Annotated in this window: 20 protein-coding genes; 17 read left to right on the top strand and 3 right to left on the bottom strand. The window is 67.9% G+C overall.

The window, feature by feature from the left end:
- Nucleotides 1-173: 173 nt before the first annotated feature.
- From U5798_RS01540 to U5798_RS01505, 8 genes are all read left to right on the top strand, one after another.
- Nucleotides 174-1676 (top strand): MFS transporter, encoded by a 1503-nt coding sequence (locus U5798_RS01540; protein ID WP_322080947.1) that lies wholly within the window; start codon nt 174-176, stop codon nt 1674-1676.
- 9 nt (nt 1677-1685) lie between these two features.
- Nucleotides 1686-2273: a hydrolase gene (locus U5798_RS01535; RefSeq protein ID WP_322080946.1), complete on the top strand. Its 588-nt coding sequence runs from the start codon at nt 1686-1688 to the stop codon at nt 2271-2273.
- Between the two features lie 58 nt (nt 2274-2331).
- Nucleotides 2332-3495 carry a zinc-binding alcohol dehydrogenase family protein gene (locus tag U5798_RS01530; protein ID WP_322080945.1) on the top strand — a complete coding sequence of 388 codons (1164 nt, stop codon included), beginning with the start codon at nt 2332-2334 and terminating at the stop codon, nt 3493-3495.
- A 100-nt stretch (nt 3496-3595) separates the two neighbouring features.
- Nucleotides 3596-4834, top strand: coding sequence for a CoA transferase (locus tag U5798_RS01525; protein ID WP_322080944.1), 1239 nt, complete (start codon nt 3596-3598; stop codon nt 4832-4834).
- Complete coding sequence (locus tag U5798_RS01520; RefSeq protein ID WP_124448173.1) at nt 4831-5703, top strand: HpcH/HpaI aldolase/citrate lyase family protein; 873 nt, start codon at nt 4831-4833, stop codon at nt 5701-5703. Before U5798_RS01525 ends, U5798_RS01520 begins: the two co-directional genes overlap by 4 nt.
- On the top strand, nt 5700-7175 hold the full coding sequence (locus U5798_RS01515; protein WP_322080943.1) for an MmgE/PrpD family protein: 1476 nt from the start codon (nt 5700-5702) through the stop codon (nt 7173-7175). The genes U5798_RS01520 and U5798_RS01515 overlap by 4 nt, the downstream gene beginning before the upstream one ends.
- Complete coding sequence (locus U5798_RS01510; RefSeq protein WP_322080942.1) at nt 7172-8191, top strand: cyclase family protein; 1020 nt, start codon at nt 7172-7174, stop codon at nt 8189-8191. The genes U5798_RS01515 and U5798_RS01510 overlap by 4 nt, the downstream gene beginning before the upstream one ends.
- A gap of 287 nt (nt 8192-8478) precedes the next feature.
- Entirely contained in the window at nt 8479-9408 is a 930-nt protein-coding gene (locus U5798_RS01505) for a LysR family transcriptional regulator (protein WP_124448167.1), read from the top strand.
- Between the two features lie 7 nt (nt 9409-9415).
- Here U5798_RS01505 and U5798_RS01500 read toward each other — a convergent pair whose 3' ends face one another.
- The 3 genes from U5798_RS01500 to U5798_RS01490 form a co-directional block, all read right to left on the bottom strand.
- On the bottom strand, nt 9416-10885 hold the full coding sequence (locus tag U5798_RS01500) for an MmgE/PrpD family protein (RefSeq protein WP_322080941.1): 1470 nt from the start codon (nt 10883-10885) through the stop codon (nt 9416-9418).
- A gap of 45 nt (nt 10886-10930) precedes the next feature.
- Nucleotides 10931-12013 (bottom strand): porin, encoded by a 1083-nt coding sequence (locus tag U5798_RS01495; RefSeq protein ID WP_322080940.1) that lies wholly within the window; start codon nt 12011-12013, stop codon nt 10931-10933.
- A 190-nt stretch (nt 12014-12203) separates the two neighbouring features.
- Complete coding sequence (locus tag U5798_RS01490; RefSeq protein ID WP_322080939.1) at nt 12204-13106, bottom strand: CoA ester lyase; 903 nt, start codon at nt 13104-13106, stop codon at nt 12204-12206.
- A 235-nt stretch (nt 13107-13341) separates the two neighbouring features.
- Here U5798_RS01490 and U5798_RS01485 point away from each other — a divergent pair, with 235 nt between their 5' ends.
- From U5798_RS01485 to U5798_RS01445, 9 genes are all read left to right on the top strand, one after another.
- Nucleotides 13342-14106 carry an IclR family transcriptional regulator gene (locus U5798_RS01485; protein WP_322080938.1) on the top strand — a complete coding sequence of 255 codons (765 nt, stop codon included), beginning with the start codon at nt 13342-13344 and terminating at the stop codon, nt 14104-14106.
- Between the two features lie 71 nt (nt 14107-14177).
- Nucleotides 14178-15458 (top strand): CoA transferase, encoded by a 1281-nt coding sequence (locus U5798_RS01480; protein ID WP_322080937.1) that lies wholly within the window; start codon nt 14178-14180, stop codon nt 15456-15458.
- A 66-nt stretch (nt 15459-15524) separates the two neighbouring features.
- A complete protein-coding gene (locus U5798_RS01475) occupies nt 15525-16544 on the top strand; it encodes a cyclase family protein (protein WP_322080936.1) in 1020 nt (339 codons plus the stop codon).
- Between the two features lie 81 nt (nt 16545-16625).
- A complete protein-coding gene (locus U5798_RS01470; RefSeq protein ID WP_322080935.1) occupies nt 16626-18083 on the top strand; it encodes an MFS transporter in 1458 nt (485 codons plus the stop codon).
- 588 nt (nt 18084-18671) lie between these two features.
- Nucleotides 18672-20951, top strand: coding sequence for a sigma-54-dependent transcriptional regulator (locus U5798_RS01465; RefSeq protein ID WP_124452747.1), 2280 nt, complete (start codon nt 18672-18674; stop codon nt 20949-20951).
- A gap of 380 nt (nt 20952-21331) precedes the next feature.
- Entirely contained in the window at nt 21332-21520 is a 189-nt protein-coding gene (locus U5798_RS01460) for a DUF1843 domain-containing protein (protein ID WP_124452745.1), read from the top strand.
- A gap of 48 nt (nt 21521-21568) precedes the next feature.
- A complete protein-coding gene (locus tag U5798_RS01455) occupies nt 21569-22186 on the top strand; it encodes a DUF1842 domain-containing protein (RefSeq protein ID WP_322080934.1) in 618 nt (205 codons plus the stop codon).
- 46 nt (nt 22187-22232) lie between these two features.
- A complete protein-coding gene (locus tag U5798_RS01450) occupies nt 22233-22817 on the top strand; it encodes a DUF1842 domain-containing protein (RefSeq protein WP_124452741.1) in 585 nt (194 codons plus the stop codon).
- 103 nt (nt 22818-22920) lie between these two features.
- Nucleotides 22921-24369, top strand: a complete 1449-nt coding sequence (locus U5798_RS01445) for a GDL motif peptide-associated radical SAM/SPASM maturase (RefSeq protein ID WP_322080933.1) — start codon at nt 22921-22923, stop codon at nt 24367-24369.
- Nucleotides 24370-24481 lie beyond the last annotated feature (112 nt).

Here is a 24481-nt window from a genome sequence, read left to right as displayed (position 1 = left end):
GAGGTCGTTCCACCGCTTGCCGGGGCCGCTTTCGAGCATCCGGTTCGCGATCTGCATTCAAGCGACGAATGTGTGCATCGCAACAATCCATTTCATTCGCGGCAGTCGCGGCGGTAAGGTGAACGTACGTTCGAATTTGATCGAGCGAAGCGAATCCACCACTCGGCGATGCCATGAAAACGACTTCCGATCGACCTGCGCAAGCGGCACCCTCGACCTCCGGCGGCGCGCCGGAACGCGGCGGCAATGCGCACGCGACGGGCCTGCGCCTGCCGGCCACGCTGGTGGGCCCGATCGTGCTCGGCACGCTGCTCAATGCACTGAACTCGTCGATGATCGCGGTCGCGCTCGTCAGCATCCAGCAAGCGTTCAACCCGCACGCTGCCGCGCACGAACGCATCGACACGATGTGGCTCGTGTCGGGTCTCTATCTCGCGACGGCCGTCGGCCAGCCGACGATGGGACGGCTCGCCGACCGGTTCGGCGCGAAGCGGATCTTCTGCATCGGCCTCGCGATCGTCTTGATCGCGTCTGCGCTCGCGCCGTTCGCGCCGTCGCTCGGGTGGCTGATCGCGTCGCGCGTCGCGCTCGGCATCGGCACGTCCGCCGCGTATCCGGCCGGCATGGCGATGATCCGCACCTGGTCGCAGCGGCACGCGAACGGCGCGACGCCGACGGGCGGCCTCGGCGCGATCTCGGTCGCGGCGCAGGTGGCCGTCGCGTTCGGTCCGCCGCTCGGCGGCGCGCTCGTGCAGTTCGCCGGCTGGCGCGCGATCTTCTGGATCAACGTGCCGATCGTGCTGCTGGCCTTCGTGCTGGCGTGGCTGTGGATTCCGGCCGACGTCGTCCGGCGCGCCGTGCAGGGCCGCCGCACGCTGCGCGGCACGCTGAACGAACTGGACCTGCCGGGCGTCGCGCTGTTCATCCTGACGCTCGCGAGCCTGCTGCTGTTCCTGCAGTCGGTGACGCGCGAGCCCGACTGGCTGCTGCTCGTCGCGACGCTGGTCCTGTGTCCGGTGCTGGTGCGGCGCGAGCGGCTGGCCGCGTCGCCGCTGATCGACATCCGCATGCTGAGCGACAACCGTGCGCTCACTGGCACCTACCTGCGCTGCGTCGGCACCTACGCGGTGTTCTACGCGATCTTCTATGCGCTGCCGATGTGGTTGCAGGAGGCCAAGCACCTGTCCGCCGCCGACGCCGGCCTCGCGATGCTGCCGATTGCCGCGGTCGGCACGGTGGCGACGATGTTCGCGACGCGCCTCGCGCACCGTCACGGCTCGCGGCCGGTGCTGATCATCGGCTCCGCGATGCTGTGCGTCGGCAGCGTCGTGATGAGTCTGCTCACCAGTGCGATGCCGGTCTGGTCGATCGTGCTGCTGTCGATCGTGTTCGGCGTGCCGAACGGCTTCAACAATCTCGGCAACCAGGCGGCGCTCTACCAGAGCGCGCCGCATGACCGGATCGGCACGGCCTCGGGGCTGTACCGCACCGCGCAGTATGTCGGCGGCAGCCTGTCGTTTGCGCTCGTCGGGCTGGCGCTCGGCCATCCGGCGAGCGATCGCGGCCTGCGCGAGCTGGCCATCGTCCTGGCGGTCATCAGCGTGCTGCTGCTGCTCAACGCGGCATCGAGCCGGCACCTGGATGCCGCCGCTTCTTCCATCTCCCAACAGAAGTGAGGTTTCAACATGTCCATTCCGACGCTCAATCGCACGGTCGCCCTGGTCGCCATCGATCTGCAGAACGGCATCGTGTCGCTGCCGGTCGTGCCTTACACCGGCGCGCAGGTCGTGGCGAAGACGGTCGAGCTCGCGACCGCGTTCCGCGCGCTGCAGCTTCCCGTCATCTACGTGCACACGAGCTACCAGCCGGACGGCGGCGTTGCGCTGAAGGTCAGGACGGATGCGCCGTCGGCGCCGCCGAATCTCGATCCCGAATGGAGCGCGTTCGCGCCGGCGCTCGGCGTGGGGCCGTCCGACATCGTCGTGACGAAGCACCAGTGGGGCGCGTTCACCGGCACCGATCTCGACGTGCAGCTGCGCCGGCGCGGGATCACGGACATCGTGCTGACGGGAATCGCGACCAACATCGGCGTCGAGTCGACGGCGCGCCAGGCATACGAGAACAACTACAACGTCGTCGTCGTCAGCGACGCGGTCAGCACGTCGTCCACCGACGCGCAGACCTTCGCGCTGACGCAGATCTTCCCGAAGCTCGGGCAGGTCGCCGCGACGGCCGACGTGGAGGCGGCACTGGAGCAGGCCTATTCGCGCTGAACGAAGCGGTGTGTTCGGCGTGCACCATTCATACAGAGCCATTTAACGAGGCATGACGATGATCAAGACCGATGCATGGGTTCTCTACGCAGGACCGGAACCGAGCAGGAAGCAGGCGCCCGTGGCGGGCGAGCTGCGTCGCGAGACCTTCGAATTCTCCGACCCGGAAGCCGACGAGGTGCTGGTCGAGCCGCTGTACGGATCGTGGGAAGCGAACCTCGACCACGCGCTGTCGCGCAATCCGGTCGACATCTGCCGGCAGCGCCGCGAGGACAAGATCGTGCTCGGCAACGGCGCGCTGGTGCGCATCGTGGAGCGCGGCAGCGGCGTGAAGACGCTGAAGGAAGGCGATATCTGCATGGTGATGCCGTTCGGCAAGCGCGACGAATACGGGTTCGCCGAGCTCGTCTATGCGTACGACGCGCCGGGCACGATCGGCGTGATGGCGCAGCGGACCAAGATGCGCGCCGACAACCTCGTGGCCGTGCCGACGGACAGCCGGCATTCGCTGCTGCAATGGGCGACGTACGGCCGCTACTTCACCGCGTGGGACAACTGGAAGGTGGCGTCGGCATGCTGGCGCTCGCAGCTGCCGGACGTCGATCCGGCCGACTACCTGGTATTCGGCTGGGGCGGCGGCACGACGCTCGCCGAGCTGCAACTCGCGAAGCGCGAGGGCTTTCGCGTCGCGATGACGGCGAGCAACGACCGGCGCCTCGAGGAGCTCGCGAAGCTCGGCATCACGCCAGTCGATCGCCGCAAGTTCCCGAATCTCGCGTATGACGACGAGCGCTACAAGACCGATCCCGAGTACCAGGCGAGCTATCGCGAGTCGGAGCGCGTGTTCGCGGAGACGATCGCGGAACTGAGCGGTGGCCGCGGCGTCGCGATCTTCCTCGACAATCTCGGCGGCGCGCTGTATCGCGCGACGATGCGCGTGGTCGGCCGTACCGGCATCGTCACCACGGTCGGCTGGAAGACCGGGATGCGCCTGTGGAACCTGCGCGCGACGGAATGCATCAACCGCCGCCTGCACATCCACACGCATGCATGGCGCTACGACGACAGCATCACGATCCGCGACTTCCAGGAAACGAGCGGCTGGATCGGCCAGGAGCCGACCGAGATCTTCGATTTCGACGAGGTGCCGAAGCTCGCGTCCGACTATCTGAACGGGAAGATCCAGACGTATTTCCCGATCTACCGGATCAACGCCGTCTAAGCGGCAGGTCGCGCGCCGCGCCCGCATCGCAGCACGACGATTAGTCATGCAGACGATATCGGCGCGGCGTGCCGAGCAATTCATCTGACTGGAGAACGGCATGGCCACTGTGGAACTCGGAGACGTCGACGCCGGCGCGGCGTCGGACGCCTCCAAACCGGCGCCGCTCGACGGCATTCGCGTGATCGACGCCGCGACGTTGTTCGCGGGCCCGCTCGCGGCGACGATGCTCGCGGACTACGGCGCCGACGTGATCAAGGTCGAGCATCCGGACGGCGATCCGGCGCGCAAGTACGGCGCGCGCCGCGACGACGTGCCGTTGTGGTGGAAGGTGCTCGCGCGCAACAAGCGGGCGGTCACGCTGAATCTCGGCACGGCCGACGGCCAGCGGATCTTCCGCGAACTGGCGGCGCAGGCCGACGTGGTCGTCGAGAACTTCCGGCCCGGCACGCTCGAGCGCTGGGGGCTCGGCTACGACGTGCTGTCCGCGCTGAATCCGCGGCTCGTGCTCGTGCGGGTGACGGGCTTCGGCCAGTTCGGCCCGTATGCGAGCCGCCCGGGCTTCGGCACGCTGGCCGAGGCGATGAGCGGGCTCGCATCGATCACCGGCGAGGCGGACGGCCCGCCGCTGCTGCCGTCGTTTCCGCTCGCCGACACGATCGCGGGGCTGACCGCCGCGTTCGCGATCATGACGGCGCTCAAGGCGCGCGAGCGCACCGGGCGCGGCCAGGTCGTCGATCTCGCGATCATCGAGACGATGCTCGCCGCGATGGGCGCGCAGGTGGCGAGCTACGACCAGACGGGGCGGGTGCCCGAGCGCACCGGCAATCGTTCGCCGAACAATTCGCCGCGCGGCGTCTACCGCACGTCGGACGGCAAATGGGTCGCGCTGTCGACGTCGGCGCACAGCATCGCGGAGCGCGTGATGCACCTCGTCGGCCGCGCGGACCTGATCGACGAGCCGTGGTTCGCGAACGGTGCCGAGCGCGCGGAGCACGCGGACGAGCTGGATGCGGCGGTCGGCGGCTGGATCGGGCAGCGCACGCGCGACGAGGTGATCGCCGAATTCGAGCGCGCGCAGGCGGCGGTCGCGCCGATCTACGACGTCGCCGACGTGCTGCGCGATCCGCAGTACGCGGCGCTCGGCTCGGTCGTGTCGGTGCCCGACGCGGAGCTCGGCGCGTTCCGCACGCACAACGTGCCGTTCCGGTTGTCCGACACGCCCGGCGCGATCCGCTGGGGCGGGCCTGCACGCGGCACGCACAACGACGAAGTATTCGGCGCATTGGGACTGGAGCGGCGCGAGATCGCCGACTTGACCGAACGAGGCGTTTTATGAAAACCAGCGCAACTTACCGCAGTTACCTTTACGTGCCCGCGCACAAGGCGCAGGTGGTCGAGAAGGCGTATGCGAGCGAAGCCGACGCCGTCGTGCTCGACCTCGAGGATGCCGTGCCGGCCAGCCACAAGGCCGAGGCGCGCGAGGCGGCCGCCGCGATTCTCGCGGAAGGCCCGCCGAAGCCGACGTACGTGCGAATCAACCCGATCGGCAGCCCGTGGTGCCGCGACGACGTCGACGCGATCGCGCAACCGGCGCTGCAGGCGCTGCGCCTGCCGAAATGCGACCTGCCGCAGCAGATCCAGGAAGTGGCGGGCTGGCTCGATGCGCTCGGCTGCGATGCGGGCATCCAGATCCTGATCGAGTCGGCGTACGGCGTCGAGACGGCTTACCAGCTCGCGAGCGCATCGCCGCGGCTCGAACGGATCGGGCTCGGCGAGAGCGACCTGCGCGCGGACCTGCAGATCGGCGTCGACAATTTCACGCTCGAGGTGTGCCGTGCGCGCTGCGTGGTCGCGTCGCGCGCGGCAGGGCTGACCGGGCCGATCCAGACCGTCTATCACACGCTGCCCGATCTCGACGGCCTGAAGGAATCGACGCTGCGCGCGAAATCGATGGGGTTCCTCGGCCGCTTCGCGATCCATCCGTCGCAGCTGCCGGTGATCAACGCGGTGTTCACGCCGTCGGAGGACGAGATCCGCGCGGCCGAGCGCGTGCTCGAGGCGGTCGATGCGGCGGCGGGCAAGGCCTCGGCGTCGTCGGTGTTCGTGCTGCCGGACGGCCGCGTGGTCGCGCCGCCGTTGATCGCCAACGCGCGCGTGACGCTCGCGCTCGCGAACAATCTTCGACTCAGTGGAGCACTGGCATGAGCACACCCGAGACGCTTTCCGCGCCGGCCGCGACGCACCGGCCCGCGCCGCCCGACGGGATCGTCGGCGCGCTGGGCCGCTTCGCGGCGGAGGTGCGCGCCGAAGGGCTGGATCGCCGGCTGCGTGTCGAGGCCGCCGCGCGCGTGCTCGACGTGATCGGCAACAGCCTGATCGCGCATGACGAACCGGTCGCGCAGTCGGTGCTGCAGGTCGCGCGGCGCTGGGCCGGCGTCGGGCCGGCGGGCGTGATCGGCGCGCCCGACCGGCTTCCGGCCGCGAGCGCCGCGCTCGTCAACGGCACGCTCGCGCACGCGATGGACTTCGACGACTCGCACATGCTGTCGGTGCTGCATCCGAGCGCGTCGGTGATCCCGGCCGCGCTCGCCGCCGCGCAGGCGAGCGGCGCGTCGGGCGCCGCGCTGCTCGATGCGATCACGGTCGGCACCGAGGTGTGCATCCGGCTCGGCGTCGCCGCTTACAACGAGCGGCTCGGCAATTCGGTGTTCTTCGAGCGCGGCCAGCACGCGACGTCGATCTGCGGCACGGTCGGCGCAGCGGCGGCCGCGGCGATGCTGTTCGGGCTCGACGCCGCGCAGATCGCGGCGGCGCTCGGGATCGCCGCGAGCATGGGCGCGGGCCTGCTCGAGGCGAACCGCACCGGTGGCTCGGTGAAGCGCATCCACTGCGGCTGGGCGGCGCACGCGGGCGTGAGCGCGGCGGAACTCGCAGGCGCGGGCGTGACCGCGCCGCCGACCGCGCTGGAAGGCCGCTTCGGCTTCTTCCACGCATGGTGCGGCGAGCTGGCCGACGTCGACGCGGTGCTGCGCAACCTCGGCGACGAGTGGGAGACGAGCCGGATCATCTTCAAGCCGTACCCGTGCAATCACTTCACGCATCCGGGCATCGACGCGGCGTTGCGGTTGAAGGCGGAGGGCGTGACGGCCGACGACGTGGTGTCTGCCGAGCTGCGGGTCGCGACGTCGACGCTGCGCACGATCGGCGAGCCGGCGGAGCTGAAGGCGAATCCGCCGAACGGCTATGCGGCGGCGTTCTCGGGGCCGTACACGGTCGCGGCGGCGCTGCTCGGCGGCGGCGGGCTCGGCGTCTGGTTCGACGATTTCGACGATGCGCTTGCGCAGGACCCCGCACGGCGCGCGCTGGCCGCAAAGGTGCGTTGCGTCGCGGATCCGTGGTGCGACGAGCGATTCCCGCACTTCCTGCCGGCCGTGCTGCGCGTGGTGCTGCGCGACGGGCAGGTGCGCGAGGCGCGGATCGATTCGAGCAAGGGCACCAATGCGCGGCCGCTGACCGAGGAGGAACTCGTCGCGAAGTTCGTGCTGGCGGCGAGTTCGGTCATCGGCATGCCGCGCGCGCTCGAACTGCGCGACGCGGTGCAGGCGCTCGTCGACGACGCGCCGCTCGACGCGCTCGCGGAGCTGACGTCAGGTTCTGAAGGAGGACACCGATCTTGAGTGCACCGCGGTGGAAAAAACGGCCGCCCGGCTCGAACTGGGGCGATTTCGGCCCCGACGACCAGAAGGGTCGGCTGAACTGGCTGACGCCGGACAAGGTCAGGCAGGGCGCAGCCGAGGTTCGGGAAGGGCTGTCGTTCTCGTTGAGCCTGCCGCTCGACGTGCCGCGCGGCGGCGGGCTGAACGCGCGGCGCCGGCCGCCGGCGATCATGCCGGCGCTGCTCGGCGGCAAGCCGTATTTCGGCTATCGCGCGGACGAGCAGGTTGCGAACGCAACCGATGTGGTTTGCGACGATTCGTTCTGCATGCACTCGCAGTTCTCGACGCAATGGGACGGCCTGTCGCACGTGGGCGGCCTGTTCGACGCGGACGACGACGGCGTGCCTGAAATCGTGTTCTACAACGGTTTCCGGATGGGCGAGCATCTGCGGGTGCCGCAGGAAGGCGACGCGACGGGCGGCGCGCGCTCGCTCGGCATCGAGGTGATGGCGCAGACGGGCGTGCAGGGGCGCGGCGTACTGATCGACCTGCGGCGTCATTTCGGCGACGCACGCACCAAGGTCGGCTTCGCGCAACTGATGCAGGTGATGGACGCGGACCGCGTGCAGGTCGAACGCGGCGACATCGTCTGCATTCACACCGGCTTTGCGGATCTGCTGCTGAACGACGACGGCGGATCGCCGGCGACGGTCGCGAGCGCGTGCGTGCTGGACAGCAGCGACGCGCGGCTGCTGCAATGGATCGACGAATCGGGGCTGGCCGCGCTCGTGGCCGACAACCACGCGATCGAGGAGCGCCCGCAGCATGCGCAACCACTCGCGCAGCCGGGCGCACTGATGCCGCTGCACGAGCTGTGCCTGTTCAAGCTCGGCATTCACCTGGGCGAGCTGTGGCACCTGACGCCGCTCGCGAACTGGCTGCATGCGCACTGCCGGAACCGGTTTCTGCTGACCGCGCCGCCGTTGCATATCCGCGGCCTGGTCGGCGCGCCGGTGAATCCTGTCGCGACCGTTTGAGCCTGCGGGCGGCTGCTGTGGGGGCGGCCGCCCGCACTTTTTTTGCAACGCGACCGGGTTGCGGCAATCGGGAATTCAGCCGTCGATTGGCACGGTATCCGGAAGAATCGGCGCCAAACGTTTCAATTAAGTTAAAAACTTAACCAATGTCGTCCGACACCTAAAAATATTGGCAAGTCAAGATTGGACTATTCTTGTGCATTGCACTAAATATCAGGGGATTGCTCCCGTTGCGGAATATCGCAACCGGAGGCGGTGATTAACCTGTTTAGTGGATGGTCGCAAACATGAATTTACGTTCGATCGATCTGAACCTGCTGGTCATACTCGATGCGCTATTGACGGAGAAACAGGTCACACGGGCCGGCCAGAAGGTCGGCCTCACGCAGCCGGCCGTCAGCAACGCGCTGGCGCGGCTGCGGTTCCTGTTCAAGGACGAGATCCTGGCGCGCACCGCGGTCGGCATGGAATTGACGCCGCGTGCGCAGGCGCTGGCCATGCCGATTCGACAAATCATGCAACAAATCGAGGAATTATTTGAATCGGATTATCAATTCAATCCTTTTACGTCCGAGCGCCATTTTACGGTGCGCATGTCGGATCTCACCGAATTGCTGTTACTGCCGGCCCTGTTGCGCTGCATGCGATTGACCAGCCCGAATATCGGCATGGACGTCGTGCACATGAGCGCCGCCAAGACCGCCGACGCGCTCGAATCGGGGCTGCTCGACCTGGCGGTCAGCGCGGGCCTCGAACATTCGGGCACGCTGTCGTCGCAAATCGTGTTTCATGACCGGATGGTCTGCGTGATGAGCCGCAGTCATCCGGATGCCGGCAAGCCGCTGACGCTCGAACGATTCCTCGCGCTCGACTTCCTCAACGTGACGATCAACCCGGTCGACCACAGCCTGGTCGACAACCTGCTCGCGAACATGAACTGCACGCGGCACATCGCGCTCAACGTGCCGCACTGGCTCGTCGTGCCGAACATGCTGGACGCGCTGCCGTACGCGGTGATCATGTCGGAGCGGCATGCGGTGAGCCTCGACGATGCGCGGCTCGTGATCCGCGAGCTGCCGCTCGCGATGGAGCCCGTCGCGTGGTCGCTCTACTGGCACCGCCGCTACGACGGCAGCAACGCGCACGCGTGGCTGCGCGGGCGCATCGTCGAGGTCGCGGACGCGCTCGAGCGGCCGGGCGTCGCGGCGGAGGCCTAGGGCCTGCTCACGCGGGTCGGCCGACGATGAGCAACGGCGGCAGCGTCGCGACGTCGGGCTGCTCGTCGAGCCGCCACAGGTAATCGAGCGCCGCGCGGGTCTGCGTCGGGCTCCAGTGCCGCCGGCAGTTCTTCGCGAACTTCGTGTCGTAGTCGTCGCGCTGCATCGGCCGCGTCGGCGAGCCGGGCAGGTCGTCCACCTGCTTCGCGCAGGTCGTGCCGTCTTCGCACACGGCCGTCACCCGGTTCGGCGCCTGCGCAGGATACCGGGCGGTCAGCGCCGGGTCCTCGTGCACCGTGATCCGCTCGATCAACGCGCGCAGCGCCGGATCGTGCAGTGCATCGTGCCGGTAGCTCTCGGTCGTGATGTCGCCGTCGAGCATGGCACGCGCGACGATGTACGGCAGGCTGTGATCGGCGGTTTCGTGGGTCGACGGCGCCCATTTTTCGCGGTCGCGGCCGGCCGTCACATAGCCGACCGCGGTCGTGTGGATCTCGATGCGCCGGATGCGGCGCAGGTCGCCAACCTGCGCGGCGACGTCGAGCGCGGCCGGGATCGCGGTTTGCGTGAGCCCTTGCGCGGGATAGAGCTTCACGAAGCACTTGCCGATCCGGAACGCGCCGCCGCGCCCGCCGAATTCGCGCGTGTCGACGGCGAACGGCCCGGACACCTGCGGAAAGAACCCCGCCATGCCTTCGAAGATCGGCGCGGGGCCGGTCAGCCCGGCGCGGGCGAGCTGCGTCGAGAACACCGCGTTGCGCGCCGCGTCCGCATCGGCGAGCGCCTTCCAGTTCGACAACTGCTGCACGCGCGTCTGGTTCAGCGCGAGATGGCCGTTGATCGACAGGTTCACCGCCTGGACCAGTTGCGGCGCCGGCATGCGCATCAGCGTGCCGGCGGCGAGCGCGACGGCGGGCAGGCTGTAGCACGTGTGGTCCCAGCCGCGCGGGCTGATCGCGGCGGCATCCATCAGCCGGCACGCGATCTCGTACGCGATCGCGATCGACAGGATCAGGTCGCGGCCGTTCGCATGCTGCGCTTCGGCGACGGCGAGGCACGCGGACATGTTGTCGCTCGGATGACCGGTCTCCTTGCCGGCGTAAGCGTCGTTGAAATCGTAGTAGCGCAGCGCGGCGCCGGTCGCGAACGCGGCGAGATCGGCGCTCGTGCGCTGGTTCGTGCCGACGATCGTCGATACGCCGGCCGGCGCCGCGAGCGCCGCGTCGCGCGCGATCCGCACCGGGCGTTCGTCGTGCGCGGCGATCGCGCACCCGAGCGCGTCGATCAGGTGTGCCTTGATCGTCTCGATCGTCGCGGCGTCGAGGTCGCGATACTGCAGCCCGGCCGCGTAGTCGGCGAGCTGTTGCGCGAGATCGGGACGGTCGGCGGCCGCCGGCAGTGCGCCGGCGCGGACACGGGCGAGCGGCAGCGCGAGCGCGGCGCCCGTCAGCGTGGAAAGGAAGTGGCGGCGGTTCATGGTTTGAGGACTCCGAAAGTTCCTGAAAGTGCGGGAGAGGCGGGCTCAGAACAGCTTGCGCAGGCCGAGTGCCGCGCCCGCGCTGCCGGCGCGGTCGGCAGCCAGCGTGTAGTGGAGGAAGTTGTAGTTGTAGTTGTCGAAATCGAGCGCGGCGCGACGCGCGTAGCCGCCCGCCAGGTACAGCGTGACGGCCTTCGACAGAAAGTAGTTCAACTGCAGCGTGACCTGCTGCGGGTTGGCCGGGTGCGGCGCAGGCGTCCGCGCGTTCGGCGGATTCTGCGTGCGGATGTCCTCGTAATAGAACGCGCCGATCGCCTGCAGGTAAGGGGTGACCGCGTAGCGCACGCCGGCCCACCAGAACGTGTAGTGCGTCACGACCGACGGCGCGTCGACGCCGCTGCGGCCATGCGTGACGCCGGCCAGCAGCTGCGCGCGGTCGACGGACACGATCGCGGCGGCGGCGTAGCGGCGGAAATGCGCGAAGCCGCCCGGCTGCGGCGTGTTGACGTTGTCGAACGCGGCGGCGAACGAGAGGGCGCCGCCGGTATAGTCGAAGCCGGCGCCGTAGGCGGCGTTCGACTGGAACGCGCCGGGCGTGCCGCCGAACGAATAGTGCGTTTCGAGTGTCAGCGAGCCGATCTTCGCCAGGTACTTGGCGACGTTGTTTTCGCGGAAGTTGACGCCGACGATCGCGCCGGCCGGCTCGTACAGCGTCGAGTACGCGCCCGTCGGCGAATAGCGCTCCATGACGTCGAACAGCGTCGAATACTGGTGGCCGAGCCGCAGCGCGCCCCAGCGCTCATGCTGCAGCCCCACCCACGCGGAGCGGTCGAAGCCGCCCGCGCCGGTCCCGGTACCGTTGTTCAGGTTGATGCCGCTTTCGAGCCGGAACGCGGCCTGCCAGCCGCCGCCGAGATCCTCGACGCCTTTCAGGCCCCAGCGCGAGCCGCTTTTGCCGCCCGACGCCATCCGCACGAGCGATGCCGACGACTTGTCGCCGGGCGCGGCCTGGTGGGTGAGGAATTCCGTATAGATGTCGGCCACGCCATACAGCGTGATCGTGCTCTGCGCGCAGGCGCCGGCCGATACGAGGCCCAGTCCGCACAAGGCGGACATTCGCTTGCCCATGGCTTGTCTCCTTCCAGGGTTTCTATTTGTTTGATTGAGGCGCCGCGCCGGTCGAGCGGCGCGGCGGGTGCTGCGGGGCGACGCTATCCGGGCCGCGCGGCGAACCGGCTGCGTCGCGGCGAGATGCACGCGCGCACCGCGCGACGTGCGCCTGCGCAGCGATGAAGCACGGCGATGCAGGGCGCGCGCATCAGCGGGGCGTGCCGTCGGCACGCGCCTGCACGGCCGCGTGACGCGCGAGCACGCGCTTCGCGCGGGCGACGCCCGGCGCGTCGACCATCCTGCCGTCGACGCGCAGCGCGCCGCGCCCGTTCGCGCACGCGTCGTCGTAGGCGGCCAGCACCGCGTTCGCGTCGCGCACCGCGGCGTCGTCGGGGCGGAATGCGCGGTTGAGCGCGCCGACCTGCAGCGGATGAATGCAGGTCGCGCCCGCATAGCCGAGTTCCGCGGACGCACACGCGATGCGCTCGAACGCGTCGAGATCGTGCAGCTCGTCGAGGCCGCCGATGAGGCCGAGCGGCAGAATGCCGGCCGCGCGCGCGGCGATGATCAGCAGTTGCTTCGGCACGCGCAGCACGTCGGCGCTCGCGCCGCTTTCGCAATTCAGCGCGAAGTCGCCGCCGCCCAGCATCATCGCGACGACGCGCGGCGACGCCCGCGCGATCCGGTCCATCGCCTGGAACGCGCGCGGTGTTTCGACGATCGCGACGATCCGCGTGCGGTCCGGCGGCGCGCCGCTTTCCGCTTCGAGCGAGGCCAGCAGTTCGTCGATCGCCTCGACGTGCGAGCCGCCGCGCACCTTCGGCAGCACGACGCCGTCCACGCCGGCCCGGACGGCCGCGCGCAGGTCGTGCACCAGCAGGTCGAGCGGACCGTTGGCGCGCACCAGCACGTCGCGACCCGACGCGCGCAGCGCCGGCACGGCATCGGCCAGCCCGTCGCGGGCGGCTTCCTTGCACGCAGGCGGGACGCTGTCCTCGAGATCGAGGATCAGCACATCGGCGTCGCTCGCCGCGGCCGAAGCGACGAAACGGGGGACGTGGGCGGGGACGTACAGCAACGAGCGCCAGACGGGTTGAGGCAACGAATTCATCAGTGTTCTCTAAAAATAAAAGTCACTTTCATTTTTGTGATGGATGATGGCATTCGTCAAGATTATCGTTAACGCCTAGTTTCTTAGGAGATCGCGGGAAGATGAGCGAGCGAAGCTGCGATGATTCATGTTGATGTCATCGATGATCGGCGTATAATGAAAGTGACTTTCATTTTTGTCCGGATGTCGGCCGCCGTGATGCGGCGCGACTCCGGCGGCATCGCACGAGGTGGACATGAACAAGGTGGAGACAAGCAATCCCGCAGAGGGCGGCGTGGCGGCGGTCAACCGCGCACTGACCGCGCTGCTGGCGTTCGGCAACGCGCCCGGCGGACTGATGCTCGCGCAGGTCAGCGAGGAGACGGGGCTCAACATGAGCACGCTGTTGCGGATGTTCGAGTCGCTCGAGCAGTTCCGCTTCATCAAGCGCCTGCCGGACGGGCGCTACGTGCTGGGGCCCGCCGTGTTCCAGCTCGGGATGATGTATCGCGAGTCGTTCCAGCTGCGCGAGTACGTGATGCCGATCCTGTCGACGCTGTCGGTGCAAACCGGCGAGACGGCCGCGTTCTATGTGCGCGAAGGGGATCAGCGCGTGTGCCTGTTCCGCATCCAGGCGCAGCGCTCGGTGCGCACGCATCTGCGCGAGGGCGACCGCTTTCCGCTCGACGTCGGCGCGGCCGGGCGCGTGCTGCTCGCGTTCAGCGGCACGCGCGGCGGCGACTACGAGAAGACGGCCGAGCAAGGTTACGCGGTGTCGATCGCCGAGCGCGACCCGGAAAGCGCGGCGATCGCGTGCCCGGCGTTCGGCGTCGGCCGCGTGCTGAGCGGTGCGATCTCGCTCGGCGTGCCGCGCTATCGCTTCAACAAGAAGGTGCTGGCCGACTACCTGCCGCGCGTGCAGGCGGCCGCCGCCGAGCTGACGCATGCGCTGGGCGGCGATCTGCCCGCCGCGGGCGCGGCGTTCCGCGCAGCCGACCAGCTCGGCGTGCTGCTCGAATAGTACCGGCGCGCGGCCGAGCGCGCGCACTTAGAAGTCCGCATCGAACGACACACACCAACCAGGAGACAAGCATGTTCGTTCCCGACCCGCAGGCCGCTCACGCGGCCGGCGCGCGCCGTCGCGCGTCCACCGGCCCGATCCATCCGAAATCGTTCGACGCCGGTGCGCAGGGGCCGCTCGCGGGCGTGCGCGTCGTCGATCTGTCGCGCCTGATGGCGGGCAACATGCTGAGCGTGCAGCTCGCCGATTTCGGCGCGGACGTCGTGAAGGTCGAGAGCGAGCGCGGCGATACGCTGCGCGCGGTCGGCGCGGGCGGGATCAGCACGAACTGGAAGGTGTACGGACGCAACAAGCGCAGCGTGTGCGTCGACCTGCGCGCGCCCGAGGGGATCGACATCGTCCGCCGGCTGGTGCGCGACGCGGACGTGTTCGTCGAGAGCTTCAAGCCCGGCGTCGCCGAGAAGATGGGGCTCGGCCCGGACGACCTGCTCGCGATCCGTCCCGAGCTGGTGATCGCGCGGATCTCCGGGTGGGGGCAGACGGGGCCGTACCGTCACAAGCCGGGCTTCGGCACGCTCGCGGAGGGGTACGCGGGGTTCGCCGCGATCAACGGCTTCGCCGATCGCGAGCCGGTGCTGCCGCCGATGTTCCTCGGCGACATGACGGCCGGGCTGTCCGGCGCGATCGCCGTGCTGGTCGCGCTGCATGCGCGCGACGCGCACGGCGCGGCGGGGCAAGTGATCGACGTGTCGCTGTTCGAGCCGCTGCTGTCGATCCTCGGGCCGGCCGCCGCGAACTACGTGATGACCGGCGAGATCAAGGCACGCACCGGCAGCCGCTCGTCGAACACCGCGCCGCGCAACGCGTATCGCACGCGCGACGGCAAGTGGCTGTGCCTGTCGAGCTCGACGCAGGCGATGGCCGAGCGGCTGTTTCGCGCGATCGGCCGAGCGGACCTGATCGACGATCCGCGCTACGCGACCAACGTGCAGCGCGTGCGGCACGCGGAGGCGCTCGATGCGATCGTCGGCGAATTTATCGCCGCGCGCGATCTCGACGCCAATCTCGCCTTCTTCGAGGAAGCGGGCGTGACGGTCGGGCCGATCCAGGACATCGCGCAGATCGTCGAGGATCACTACGTGATCGAGCGCGAGGCGCTCGTCGAGTTGCCGGACGACGATGTCGGCAGCCTGCCGATGCACAACATCACGCCGCGCCTGTCGGCCACGCCCGGCGCGTTCCGCCGGCCGGCGCCCGCGCTCGGCGAGAACAATCGCGAGATCCTGCTGCCGCTGCTCGGCGAACGCGAGTATGAGCGGCTCGCCGGGCTGGGCGTGATCCGCACGCGCTAGGCGCGCCGTGCGAAGCGGCCGCGAACGACGGCCGCCGCACCCTGGACATTGCATGGAGGAGACACCATGAAGCCACGCTGGACCCATCGCCCGCCCGGCTCGAACTGGGGGGATTTCGGCCCCGACGATCAGAAAGGGCGCTTGAACTGGCTGACGGCCGACGCGGTGTTGCGCGGCGTCGCGGAGGTGCGCGACGGCCGCGTATTCTCGCTGAGCCTGCCGCTCGACGTGCCGCGCGGCGGCGGGCTGAACGCGCGGCGCCGGCCGCCGGCGATCATGCCGGCGCTGCTTGGCGACAAACCGTATTTCGGTTATCGCGCGGACGAGCAGGTTGCGAACGCAACCGACGTGGTTTGCGACGATTCGTTCTGCATGCACTCGCAGTTCTCGACGCAATGGGATGCGCTGTCGCACGTCGGCTCGCTGTTCGATCCGGCGGGCGACGGCGAGCGCGCCCGCGTGTTCTACAACGGCTACCGGATGGACGAGCACATCCAGGTGCCCGAAGCGGGGGCGCCGCGCGGCGGTGCACGCGCGCTCGGCATCGAGGTGATGGCGCAAACCGGCGTGCAGGGGCGCGGCGTGCTGGTCGACCTGCGCCGCCACTTCGGCGACGAGCGGCGCAAGATCGGCTACGCGGAATGGATGGCGGTACTGCGCGAGGACGATGTGGTCGTCGAGCGCGGCGACATCGTATGCGTGCATACCGGCTTCGCCGATCGCCTGCTCGACGCCGACGCGCGCGGCGAGCCCGGCGCACCGGACGTGTGCTGCATGCTCGACGGCAACGATCCTCGCCTGCTCGAATGGATCGACGCGTCGGGCCTCGCCGCGCTCGCGGCGGACAACCACGCGATCGAGGAGCGCCCGCGCCATGCGCCGGCGCGCGAGCGGCTCGGCGCGCTGATGCCGCTGCACGAGCTGTGCCTGTTCAAGCTCGGCATTCATCTCGGCGAGTTGTGGCACCTGACGCCGCTCGCCGACTGGCTGCGCGCGCACCGGCGCAACCGCTTTTTGCTGACCGCGCCGCCGCTGCATCTGCGCGGGCTCGTCGGATCGCCCGTCAATCCGGTCGCCACCGTTTGAACGCCGGCGCCGCGCGCTCCCGCGCCGGCGCCTGTCCGCCGCTTCGCGCAGACCGCGCGGGCGGATCATCGAGGAATCGCCATGTCCCATTCCCATGCGGCGTCGATCGCCGCGCGCATCGACCGCCTGCCCGCGACGGCCAGCATCTGGACGCTCGTGCTGTTCCTGAGCGTCGGCGGTTTTTTCGAGGTCTACGACCTGTTCCAGATGACCTACCTGCCGCCGGGGCTGATCCGCGACGGCATCTTTCACGCTGGCTCGCACGGCGTGCTCGGCATGTCCGACCAGGGCGCGCTCGGCGCGGCGACGTTCGCCGGGCTGTTTGTCGGCGAGATGTTCGTGTCGCGCCTCGCGGATCGCTTCGGACGGCGCGCACTGTTCACCGGCGCGCTGCTGCTCTACACGGCGGCGAGCCTTGCGATGTGCGTGCAGACCCATGCGCTCGGGATTCTCGTGTGTCGCTTCATCGCGGGCTGCGGCATCGGCGCGGAACTGATCACGATCGGCGCGTTCCTGACCGAGCTGGTGCCGAAAGCGGTGCGCGGCCGTGCGTTCGCGCTGTGCTTCGCGATCGGCTATCTCGCGATGCCGGTGCTCGCGCTGGTGTCGTGGCTATGGGTGCCGCGCGATCCGCTCGGGATGTCCGGGTGGCGCTGGGTCGTGCTGCTCGGCGGCAGCGGCGCAGTCGTCGTCTGGTGGCTGCAGTCGCGGCTGCCGGAGTCGCCGCGCTGGCTTGCCGGCATGGGCCGCGAGGCCGATGCCGAAGCCGTGTTGCGGCGGCTCGAGCAGGCGGTCGAGCGGGAATCCGGCCGACCGCTGCCCGCGGTCCGGATGCCGGCCGTCGCCATGCCGGCCGCGCGGCGCGCGCCGTCGATGTGGGATGCGCGGCATCGCGGCCGCACGGCGATGCTGATCGTGTTCAATGCATTCCTGAGCATCGGCTTCTTTGGCTTCAGCCAGTGGCTGCCGACGCTGCTCGCCGCACAGGGCGCGACCGTCACGAAGAGCCTCTGGTATGCATTCGTGATCGCGTTTGCGTATCCGGTGTCGCCGTTCGTCGCCGGCCTGCTCGCCGACCGGATCGAGCGCAAGTGGCTGATCGTCGCGTCGGCGTTCGGCGTCGCGCTGTTCGGCACTGCGTTCGCGATGTCGGCACAGGCTCCGTTCGTGATCGCGTTCGGCCTGCTCGTCACGCTGTCCAACACGGTGCTCGCGAGCAACGGCACGGCGTACCAGTCGGAAGTGTTTCCGACCGAGATCCGCGGGCGCGCGCTCGGCTTCGTGCATTCGATCGGCCGACTGACGGGCATCGCGAGCAGTTTCATCGTCGCGCTGCTGCTCGATCGCGCCGGGGTGTCCGCGGTGTTCGTGCTGATCGGCGGCAGCATGCTGATCGTGATGCTGTCGATAGGTGTGTTCGGGCCGTATACCAATAACCGGGCGCTGGATGAGATCACCGGGCGCAACGGCGATGGTGTCGAGAACGCGGTGGCGGCGGTGAGTAACACTGATCCGAGAAATTGTCCGGTTCAAAAGTAGGGAAATTCGGCATGTTGTGTCCAAGCTAATTGCAAGGGTACTAAAACTACATCGCAAAAGAAAATCCGTATCGGAACCATGTGTTCGTAACAGAGATTCGTTAAATCAAACCGCTGTCACGGACGACACACCCGGCGCCTGCGATTCACCGGCGCCAGTCGCGTCCCTGACGACTACGCCGGGCAGCCTGCGGCACCTTGCAAAAAACACAATAGACCCGTAACCGGTGTGCTCTTAAAAAGACATTCGCTCCCCATTTATTTTAATTCCTGTCTTACGAATTGACGCTACACTGCTTTAAAACTCAGTCGACATTCCAGCCGTGACGATTCATGCATCAGCGATCGGGAACGAAAAACCGCCGCTGATTGATTCAAAAAATGCTTCGGTTGGGCTTTGTCGATAAAATATCGAAAAAATCGCTCTCGAATTCGACCGAATAGGAAAGAGCATGTCAGAACCGGGGACAGAAATCCGCAGCGCGGGCAGATTGCCCGCTTTTGACGCGACGGCGTGCCCGGGCACCAGGGCCCGCCAGACCGGCGTCGTCAATCACCTGCGTGCCTGGCGATTTCCGCGTATCGCGCGATGAGTTCGATACGGAACGGGGCCGCCTCCGGCCCGGACGTGGGCGCGCGCGACCAGGACGCATCTGAAGCGCATGCGCTGATCGGCGTATCGCCTGCGCTCCGCCAATTGGTCGCCATGATCGACCGCGTCGCGCCGACCGGGCACACACTTCTCATCGTCGGGCCAACGGGTTCCGGCAAGGAACTCGTCGCGCGGCGTCTTCACGCGAACGGGCCGCGTCGCGACATGCCATTCATCGACGTAAACTGCGGCGCCATCCCCCACGACCTGATCGAAGCGGAGTTCTTCGGGCACGTGCGAGGCGCCTTCACGGGCGCCGTCGAACACCACCGCGGCCTGTTCGAGCAGGTAGGTTCGGGAACGCTCTTTCTCGACGAGATCGGCGAGCTTCCGCTTGCGCTGCAGCCCAAACTGCTCCGTGTGCTCGAAACGCGCACATTCCGGCCGATCGGGGCATCGGCAAGCCTGCGGTTTGACGGGCGCGTCGTCGCGGCGACGCATCGAAACCTGCTGGAAGACGCGCGCGCCGGACGGTTCCGCGAGGACCTTTTCTATCGGCTCGCGGTATTCATCCTCAACGTGCCGGGGCTCGCCCAGCGAAGCGAAGACATCCCGCTCCTTGCAGCCCATTTTGCGGCCCGGCAAGCGCGGGCGCTCGCGTTCACGCCGGCGGCAATCAAGCGCCTGTGCGAACAACCATGGCCAGGCAATGTTCGCCAGTTGCGCAACCTCGTGAGTCAGCTCAGCGTGTTTGCGCAGCATCCCCGGATCGATGCCGAGACCTTGGCGCCGTTTCTCGCGACGGACGCGCACGACGACGACGCGCGCGCCCATCTCGCGGATCGCCTGCTGGAGCTCGGCGGCGACGACAAGCTGGCCGCGGCCGAACAGTTGCTGATCGATCGCGCGCTGGAGAGGACGTCGAACAACAAGAGCGCCGCGGCCGCGATGCTCGGTGTAAGCCGCAAGGTCATCGAGCGCCGGCTCAAAGCACGCGAAGTGCAACATGGGGAAGCGAGGCAGTGCCTGGAGTGTGCGGAGGCGCTGATCGGCTCAGGCCAGCTTCGCGAAGCCGTTGCGCTGCTGCGTCGTTGCGTCGATCTGCTGCACAAGGCCAGCCAGACCGAAGATGGCTGCCGGCTGTTGTTCGGCGCGTATCGCCTGCTTGCCGTCAGCCTGCGCGGCGTCAATGGCTGGCAGTGTTCCGAGGCAATGGAGTGTTACAAGGCCGCGTTGTCGATCGGCGACGGCGTATGCGATGCGTTTGAACTCGCGGCGGTTCAGTTCGGCGTCTGGACGACGCAATTGGTGACATTGCAGCTCAGCAAGGCGCGCGCCACGGCCCAGGAACTCATTCAGCGTGCGCACGCGATGGGGGAACGGGCCGCGCTCGACGAGGCCCACGTCGCGCTGGCCAATACGCTTTTCTGGCTCGGCGACAGCGAGGAAGCGCTCGCGTCGCTGTCCCGCGGCGGGTTGCGCGGCATCGGCCGCGCTGACCGCAGGCTCGGGGTCCAGGGCGTCGATGTCGCAGGACTGGCATTGACGCTCGAGGGGCTCGCCGCATACCAGACCGGGTCGGTCGACGACGCGCGCCGTGCGATGGACGGGTTGATCGCGCGATCGGACGAAGAACATCCGCATTCGCCGAGTCGCGCGGTTGATCTGCAAGGTGCTGCGTGGCTCGCGATGCTGTTCTGCGACACAGATCGGCTCGGGGATCTGACGACCGCGCTCGACGCCGTATCGTTAGCGGGCCGTCCGGCTTGTTGCAGCGGGGCGGCCCGAATATTCAGGGCCTGCTATCTGAGCATGGTCGGCAAGGATGGCGAAGCCGAGGCGATGCTGCTGGATGGCTACGACAACGACATCGCGAAGCATGGCGGCGCGCTGTTCCATTCGATCAAGGCCTGGAAGCATGGCGAGCTCCTGTTGAGCACTGGGCGTGCTCGGCAATGCGAAGCGCTCGTTTCAGAGGCGATTGACGAGGTGATCCGCAGGCAGGAGCGTGCTTATCTCGGCGAGTTGCTGATCGTCAAGGCACGTGCACAATGGATGCTCGGCGACACCGGCGCGGCGGAGCAGGGGCTGCGCATCGCGATCTCGACGGCTCTGGCGCTCGGCTCGGTGCCCGCGCGCCTTGCCGCGACGACGTATCTGGCGGAACTGTTGCGACAGCCCGCACGGACGACGCCCGACGTCGAAGCGCACGAGCGACCGCTGCACGTGCCTGCGGTTGCGCTCGCGGGCCCGAACCACGCGCGTGGGATGCTGTAGCGATCGCATCAACGCGATTTCCCGAAGGTCCAGCACGGCGGTTCGGTTCCTCCGACTTCGGAGTCGTACGCCGATCAACCTTCTCCAGCTGCCGCGCTCGCGGCGGTCCCTCCATACCGCCTTCCGTCGAGTCCCGTCGAGCCCCGTCGAGCCCCGGACTTGCGTGCCGTTGCATCCCCGGAAACCGACCCATGTAGCCGCGCATGGACGAATTCGTCCATCGCGCTCGAAGCTACCGGACGAATTCGTCCTTCGATCGGCGAGCCGCAGTGGATCTCGCGGACGGATGCCTGACGTGCGGTAATTGGCACACGTGTTGCTTTGATTGTGCCTGCGGAGACTTCGCGAATCGGTGCGACCATCCTTTCAAGGAGAACGTTGTGAACAGGGAAACCGGGCATGTCATTCCGCCTTATGGCGTAGCGATCCATCAGGCCATATCGGACGGAGATGTAGCGAAGATGAAGGCCTTGCTCAGCCAGGCCGAGGAGGTTCTGAAGCAGCAGGGGGATCTTGCCGCCGCAGTCGGCAAGCTCAAGCTGGAGATTGCGAGGCGCGAGCAGGCCTGAGCGGCCGTCGCACGCTTTGCCGTTTCGTTCACCACCGAGGAGAACCACATGTCAGAGAACACACGTACCGGGCTGTTCCCGGCGGGCTACCTCATCGGCACCGGCATGCCCGGTGCGCCGTCGCTCAGGCTCGCATTGCTCGTGGATACGCCCGAAGGCAGTGTGGTGGGCACGGCAACGATCGGACAGGCCACGAATCCGCCGGTCGACTTCCATGCCGACGTCTGGGGCAACTTCACCTATCTGGCGCTGATGCCGCCGGTCAACACGCGCATCCTGGTGACGCTGCAAGGCAACGACGGCGGCCCGAACTCGAATTCCATCGTCACGTTCCGGCTGCATCTCGTGCTGGAAAGCGACTGGCAAAGCGGCATCGCGACGTACAGCTTCTTCGCCAACGGCAGCTGGCGCGAAGTCGAGAACGTGCCTGCCAGGATCGATCGGGAATTCGTGCCGCTCGAGCCGGGGCCGGTGATCGTCGAACCGCACGGCGGCCCGCGGCCGTTGTACGGCGCCCCGATTCAGCAAGCGGCGGCCTCCGGCGATCTCGCGCACATGAAGACGGTCGCGGCAGCGGCAAAGCACCAGTTGCAAAGCCGTGACGAAATCGCGGCGGCGCTCGTGGCGCTGAAGACCGAAATCGCGCGTCTGGAAGCCGGGAACTGAAGCCGGTCCGGTTGCCCCGATCCTTAATTGCTACGGGAGCCATTCAATGTCCGCCGCTCTTTTTCCCGTGACTTTCCGTGTCGCAACGCCGGCGATAGGCGCACCAGTCCTCACGCTCGCGCTATTGATCAACTCGGCCGCCAAGAAGGTCAGCGGCGTGGCGCGCGTCACCCAGACGACCTGGCCGCCGCTCGAATTCCGTGCGCAAGTATGGGGACAATTCAGCCCGCTCGTGCTGACCCCCGGTGGCAAGACGCAACTCGCCCTCAGCGTGGAGGGCAATCCATCCGGGCCGACCAGCGGCCTGGCCGAAACGTTCCGGCTGCAGGGCATCGTCGAGGCGGACTGGCAGTCGGGCGTCGCCAGCTACCGGTTCTTCGACGGCGCGCGCTGGCATGAAGTGGACCACGCGCTCATGACTGTGACCGGCGCGCTGCAACCGTTCGAGCCCCGGCATCCGGTTACGCCGTTGTACGGCGTCGGGCTGCAGCAGGCGCGGCAATCGGGCGATCTCGGCCGGATGAAGGCGCTGGCCCGCCAGGCCGAGCAGCAGCTCGCCGATGCGGGCCGCATCGAGGAAGCCCTCGCCGGCCTGAACGCCGAGATTGCCCGGTTGGAAGGCGTACGCTGAGCGTTTGCAAAGTGGAGGTGTCCGCCGCGGTGCGCGGGCGGGCACCTTCCCGGCGGCCAGCGAATTTCCGTGGCGGGGCAGGCGATACTCGAGGGACATCGATATGGAAGACAATCAATTGCGCCCGGTTCGCTTCCTCAGCGAAGAGGACTACGAACGATCTATCCCGGTTCACGTCGTGTGGGAAATCACGCTGGCCTGCGACCTGAAGTGCCTGCACTGCGGATCGCGCGCGGGCCACCGGCGCACCAGCGAGCTGTCGACCGACGAGTGCCTCGAAGTGATCGACGCGCTGGCCAGGCTCGGCACGCGCGAAGTGTCGATGATCGGAGGCGAGGCTTACCTGCGCAAGGACTGGGCGCAACTCATCAAGGCCATCCGCTCACACGGGATGTACTGCGCGGTGCAGACGGGCGGCCGCAACCTGACGCCCGCCCGGCTCGCGCAGGCCGTCGACGCGGGCCTGAACGGGCTGGGCGTGTCGCTGGACGGCCTGGCGCCGCTGCACGACAAGGTGCGCAACGTGCCGGGCTCGTTCGAGCGGGCCGTGGATACGCTGAAGCGCGCCCGCGCGCACGGTCTTGCCGTCAGCGTGAACACGCAGATCGGTTCGGAAACGATGCGCGACCTCCCCGCGCTGATGGATACGATCATCGAGCTCGGGGCCACGCACTGGCAGATTCAGCTGACGGTCGCGATGGGCAACGCGGTCGATCACGACGAACTGCTGCTGCAGCCGTACCAGCTCGAGGAATTGATGCCGTTGCTGGCGGACCTCTACAAGCGCGGGCTCGATCGCGGATTACTCATGAATGTCGGCAACAACATCGGCTACTTCGGGCCGTACGAGTATCTGTGGCGCGGTTTTGGCGACGAGCGGGTGCACTGGACCGGATGCGCGGCTGGGCAGACCGTTCTTGCGCTGGAAGCGGACGGCACCGTCAAGGGCTGTCCGTCGCTTGCGACGGTCGGGTTCGCGGGCGGCAACGTTCGTGACCTGTCGCTGGAAGAGATCTGGCGCACGAGCGACGCGATCCATTTCGGCCGGCTCCGCTCGGTGGACGACCTGTGGGGATTTTGCCGCACGTGCTACTACGCCGACGTGTGTCGCGGCGGCTGTACATGGACCTCGCATTCGCTGCTCGGCAAGCCGGGCAATAACCCGTATTGCCATTACCGGGTGCTCGAACTGAAGAAGCAGGGGCTCCGCGAACGCATCGAGAAGATCGAGGAGGCGGCGCCTGCGTCCTTCGCGGTTGGCCGCTTCGACCTGGTTACCGAACGCATTGCGGACGGCACGCCGGTGTCGAGCATTTCCCGTTCGGGGCAGACCGTCGAGCTGGCGTGGAAACACAAGGGCAAGCGTGCGCCGGCGGTCGGAAGAATCCCGCCGAGGCTGGCCGTGTGCCGTGCGTGCAACAGCTACGTGCATCAGCACGACGCCCAATGCCCGCACTGCGGCGCGGACATTGCGGCGGCCGAGCGGGCTTATGAACAGGACGCGCAGCGTCGTCATGCGCTCATCGAGGAAGTCGAGCGGCTGTTGAGTTGATCGGTACCGGCCACACGTCCTTGCTCGGGACAACGACCATGCGGGCCGCGATGCCGCGCCTGTTCGCCCGGCGATGTCGTGCATCGGGGTGCTGCCGACGAAGCGGAATCTG

Source organism: Burkholderia sp. BCC1972, assembly GCF_905339605.1.
Taxonomy (GTDB): domain Bacteria; phylum Pseudomonadota; class Gammaproteobacteria; order Burkholderiales; family Burkholderiaceae; genus Burkholderia.
The sequence above is the reverse complement of the archived record's forward strand: the minus strand, read 5'-3'. Positions and strand labels throughout refer to the sequence as shown.

Excerpts from the sequence above, each read along its gene's own strand:
- U5798_RS01455 (WP_322080934.1), top strand. The coding sequence starts at position 21,569 with ATGTCAGAGAACACACGTACCGGGCTGTTCCCGGCGGGCTACCTCATC.
- U5798_RS01475 (WP_322080936.1), top strand. The coding sequence starts at position 15,525 with ATGAAGCCACGCTGGACCCATCGCCCGCCCGGCTCGAACTGGGGGGAT.
- U5798_RS01470 (WP_322080935.1), top strand. The coding sequence starts at position 16,626 with ATGTCCCATTCCCATGCGGCGTCGATCGCCGCGCGCATCGACCGCCTG.
- U5798_RS01540 (WP_322080947.1), top strand. The coding sequence starts at position 174 with ATGAAAACGACTTCCGATCGACCTGCGCAAGCGGCACCCTCGACCTCC.
- U5798_RS01450 (WP_124452741.1), top strand. The coding sequence starts at position 22,233 with ATGTCCGCCGCTCTTTTTCCCGTGACTTTCCGTGTCGCAACGCCGGCG.
- U5798_RS01465 (WP_124452747.1), top strand. The coding sequence starts at position 18,672 with ATGAGTTCGATACGGAACGGGGCCGCCTCCGGCCCGGACGTGGGCGCG.
- U5798_RS01535 (WP_322080946.1), top strand. The coding sequence starts at position 1,686 with ATGTCCATTCCGACGCTCAATCGCACGGTCGCCCTGGTCGCCATCGAT.
- U5798_RS01525 (WP_322080944.1), top strand. The coding sequence starts at position 3,596 with ATGGCCACTGTGGAACTCGGAGACGTCGACGCCGGCGCGGCGTCGGAC.
- U5798_RS01515 (WP_322080943.1), top strand. The coding sequence starts at position 5,700 with ATGAGCACACCCGAGACGCTTTCCGCGCCGGCCGCGACGCACCGGCCC.
- U5798_RS01530 (WP_322080945.1), top strand. The coding sequence starts at position 2,332 with ATGATCAAGACCGATGCATGGGTTCTCTACGCAGGACCGGAACCGAGC.
- U5798_RS01485 (WP_322080938.1), top strand. The coding sequence starts at position 13,342 with ATGAACAAGGTGGAGACAAGCAATCCCGCAGAGGGCGGCGTGGCGGCG.
- U5798_RS01490 (WP_322080939.1), bottom strand. The coding sequence starts at position 13,106 with ATGAATTCGTTGCCTCAACCCGTCTGGCGCTCGTTGCTGTACGTCCCC.
- U5798_RS01520 (WP_124448173.1), top strand. The coding sequence starts at position 4,831 with ATGAAAACCAGCGCAACTTACCGCAGTTACCTTTACGTGCCCGCGCAC.
- U5798_RS01500 (WP_322080941.1), bottom strand. The coding sequence starts at position 10,885 with ATGAACCGCCGCCACTTCCTTTCCACGCTGACGGGCGCCGCGCTCGCG.
- U5798_RS01480 (WP_322080937.1), top strand. The coding sequence starts at position 14,178 with ATGTTCGTTCCCGACCCGCAGGCCGCTCACGCGGCCGGCGCGCGCCGT.
- U5798_RS01505 (WP_124448167.1), top strand. The coding sequence starts at position 8,479 with ATGAATTTACGTTCGATCGATCTGAACCTGCTGGTCATACTCGATGCG.
- U5798_RS01445 (WP_322080933.1), top strand. The coding sequence starts at position 22,921 with ATGGAAGACAATCAATTGCGCCCGGTTCGCTTCCTCAGCGAAGAGGAC.
- U5798_RS01495 (WP_322080940.1), bottom strand. The coding sequence starts at position 12,013 with ATGGGCAAGCGAATGTCCGCCTTGTGCGGACTGGGCCTCGTATCGGCC.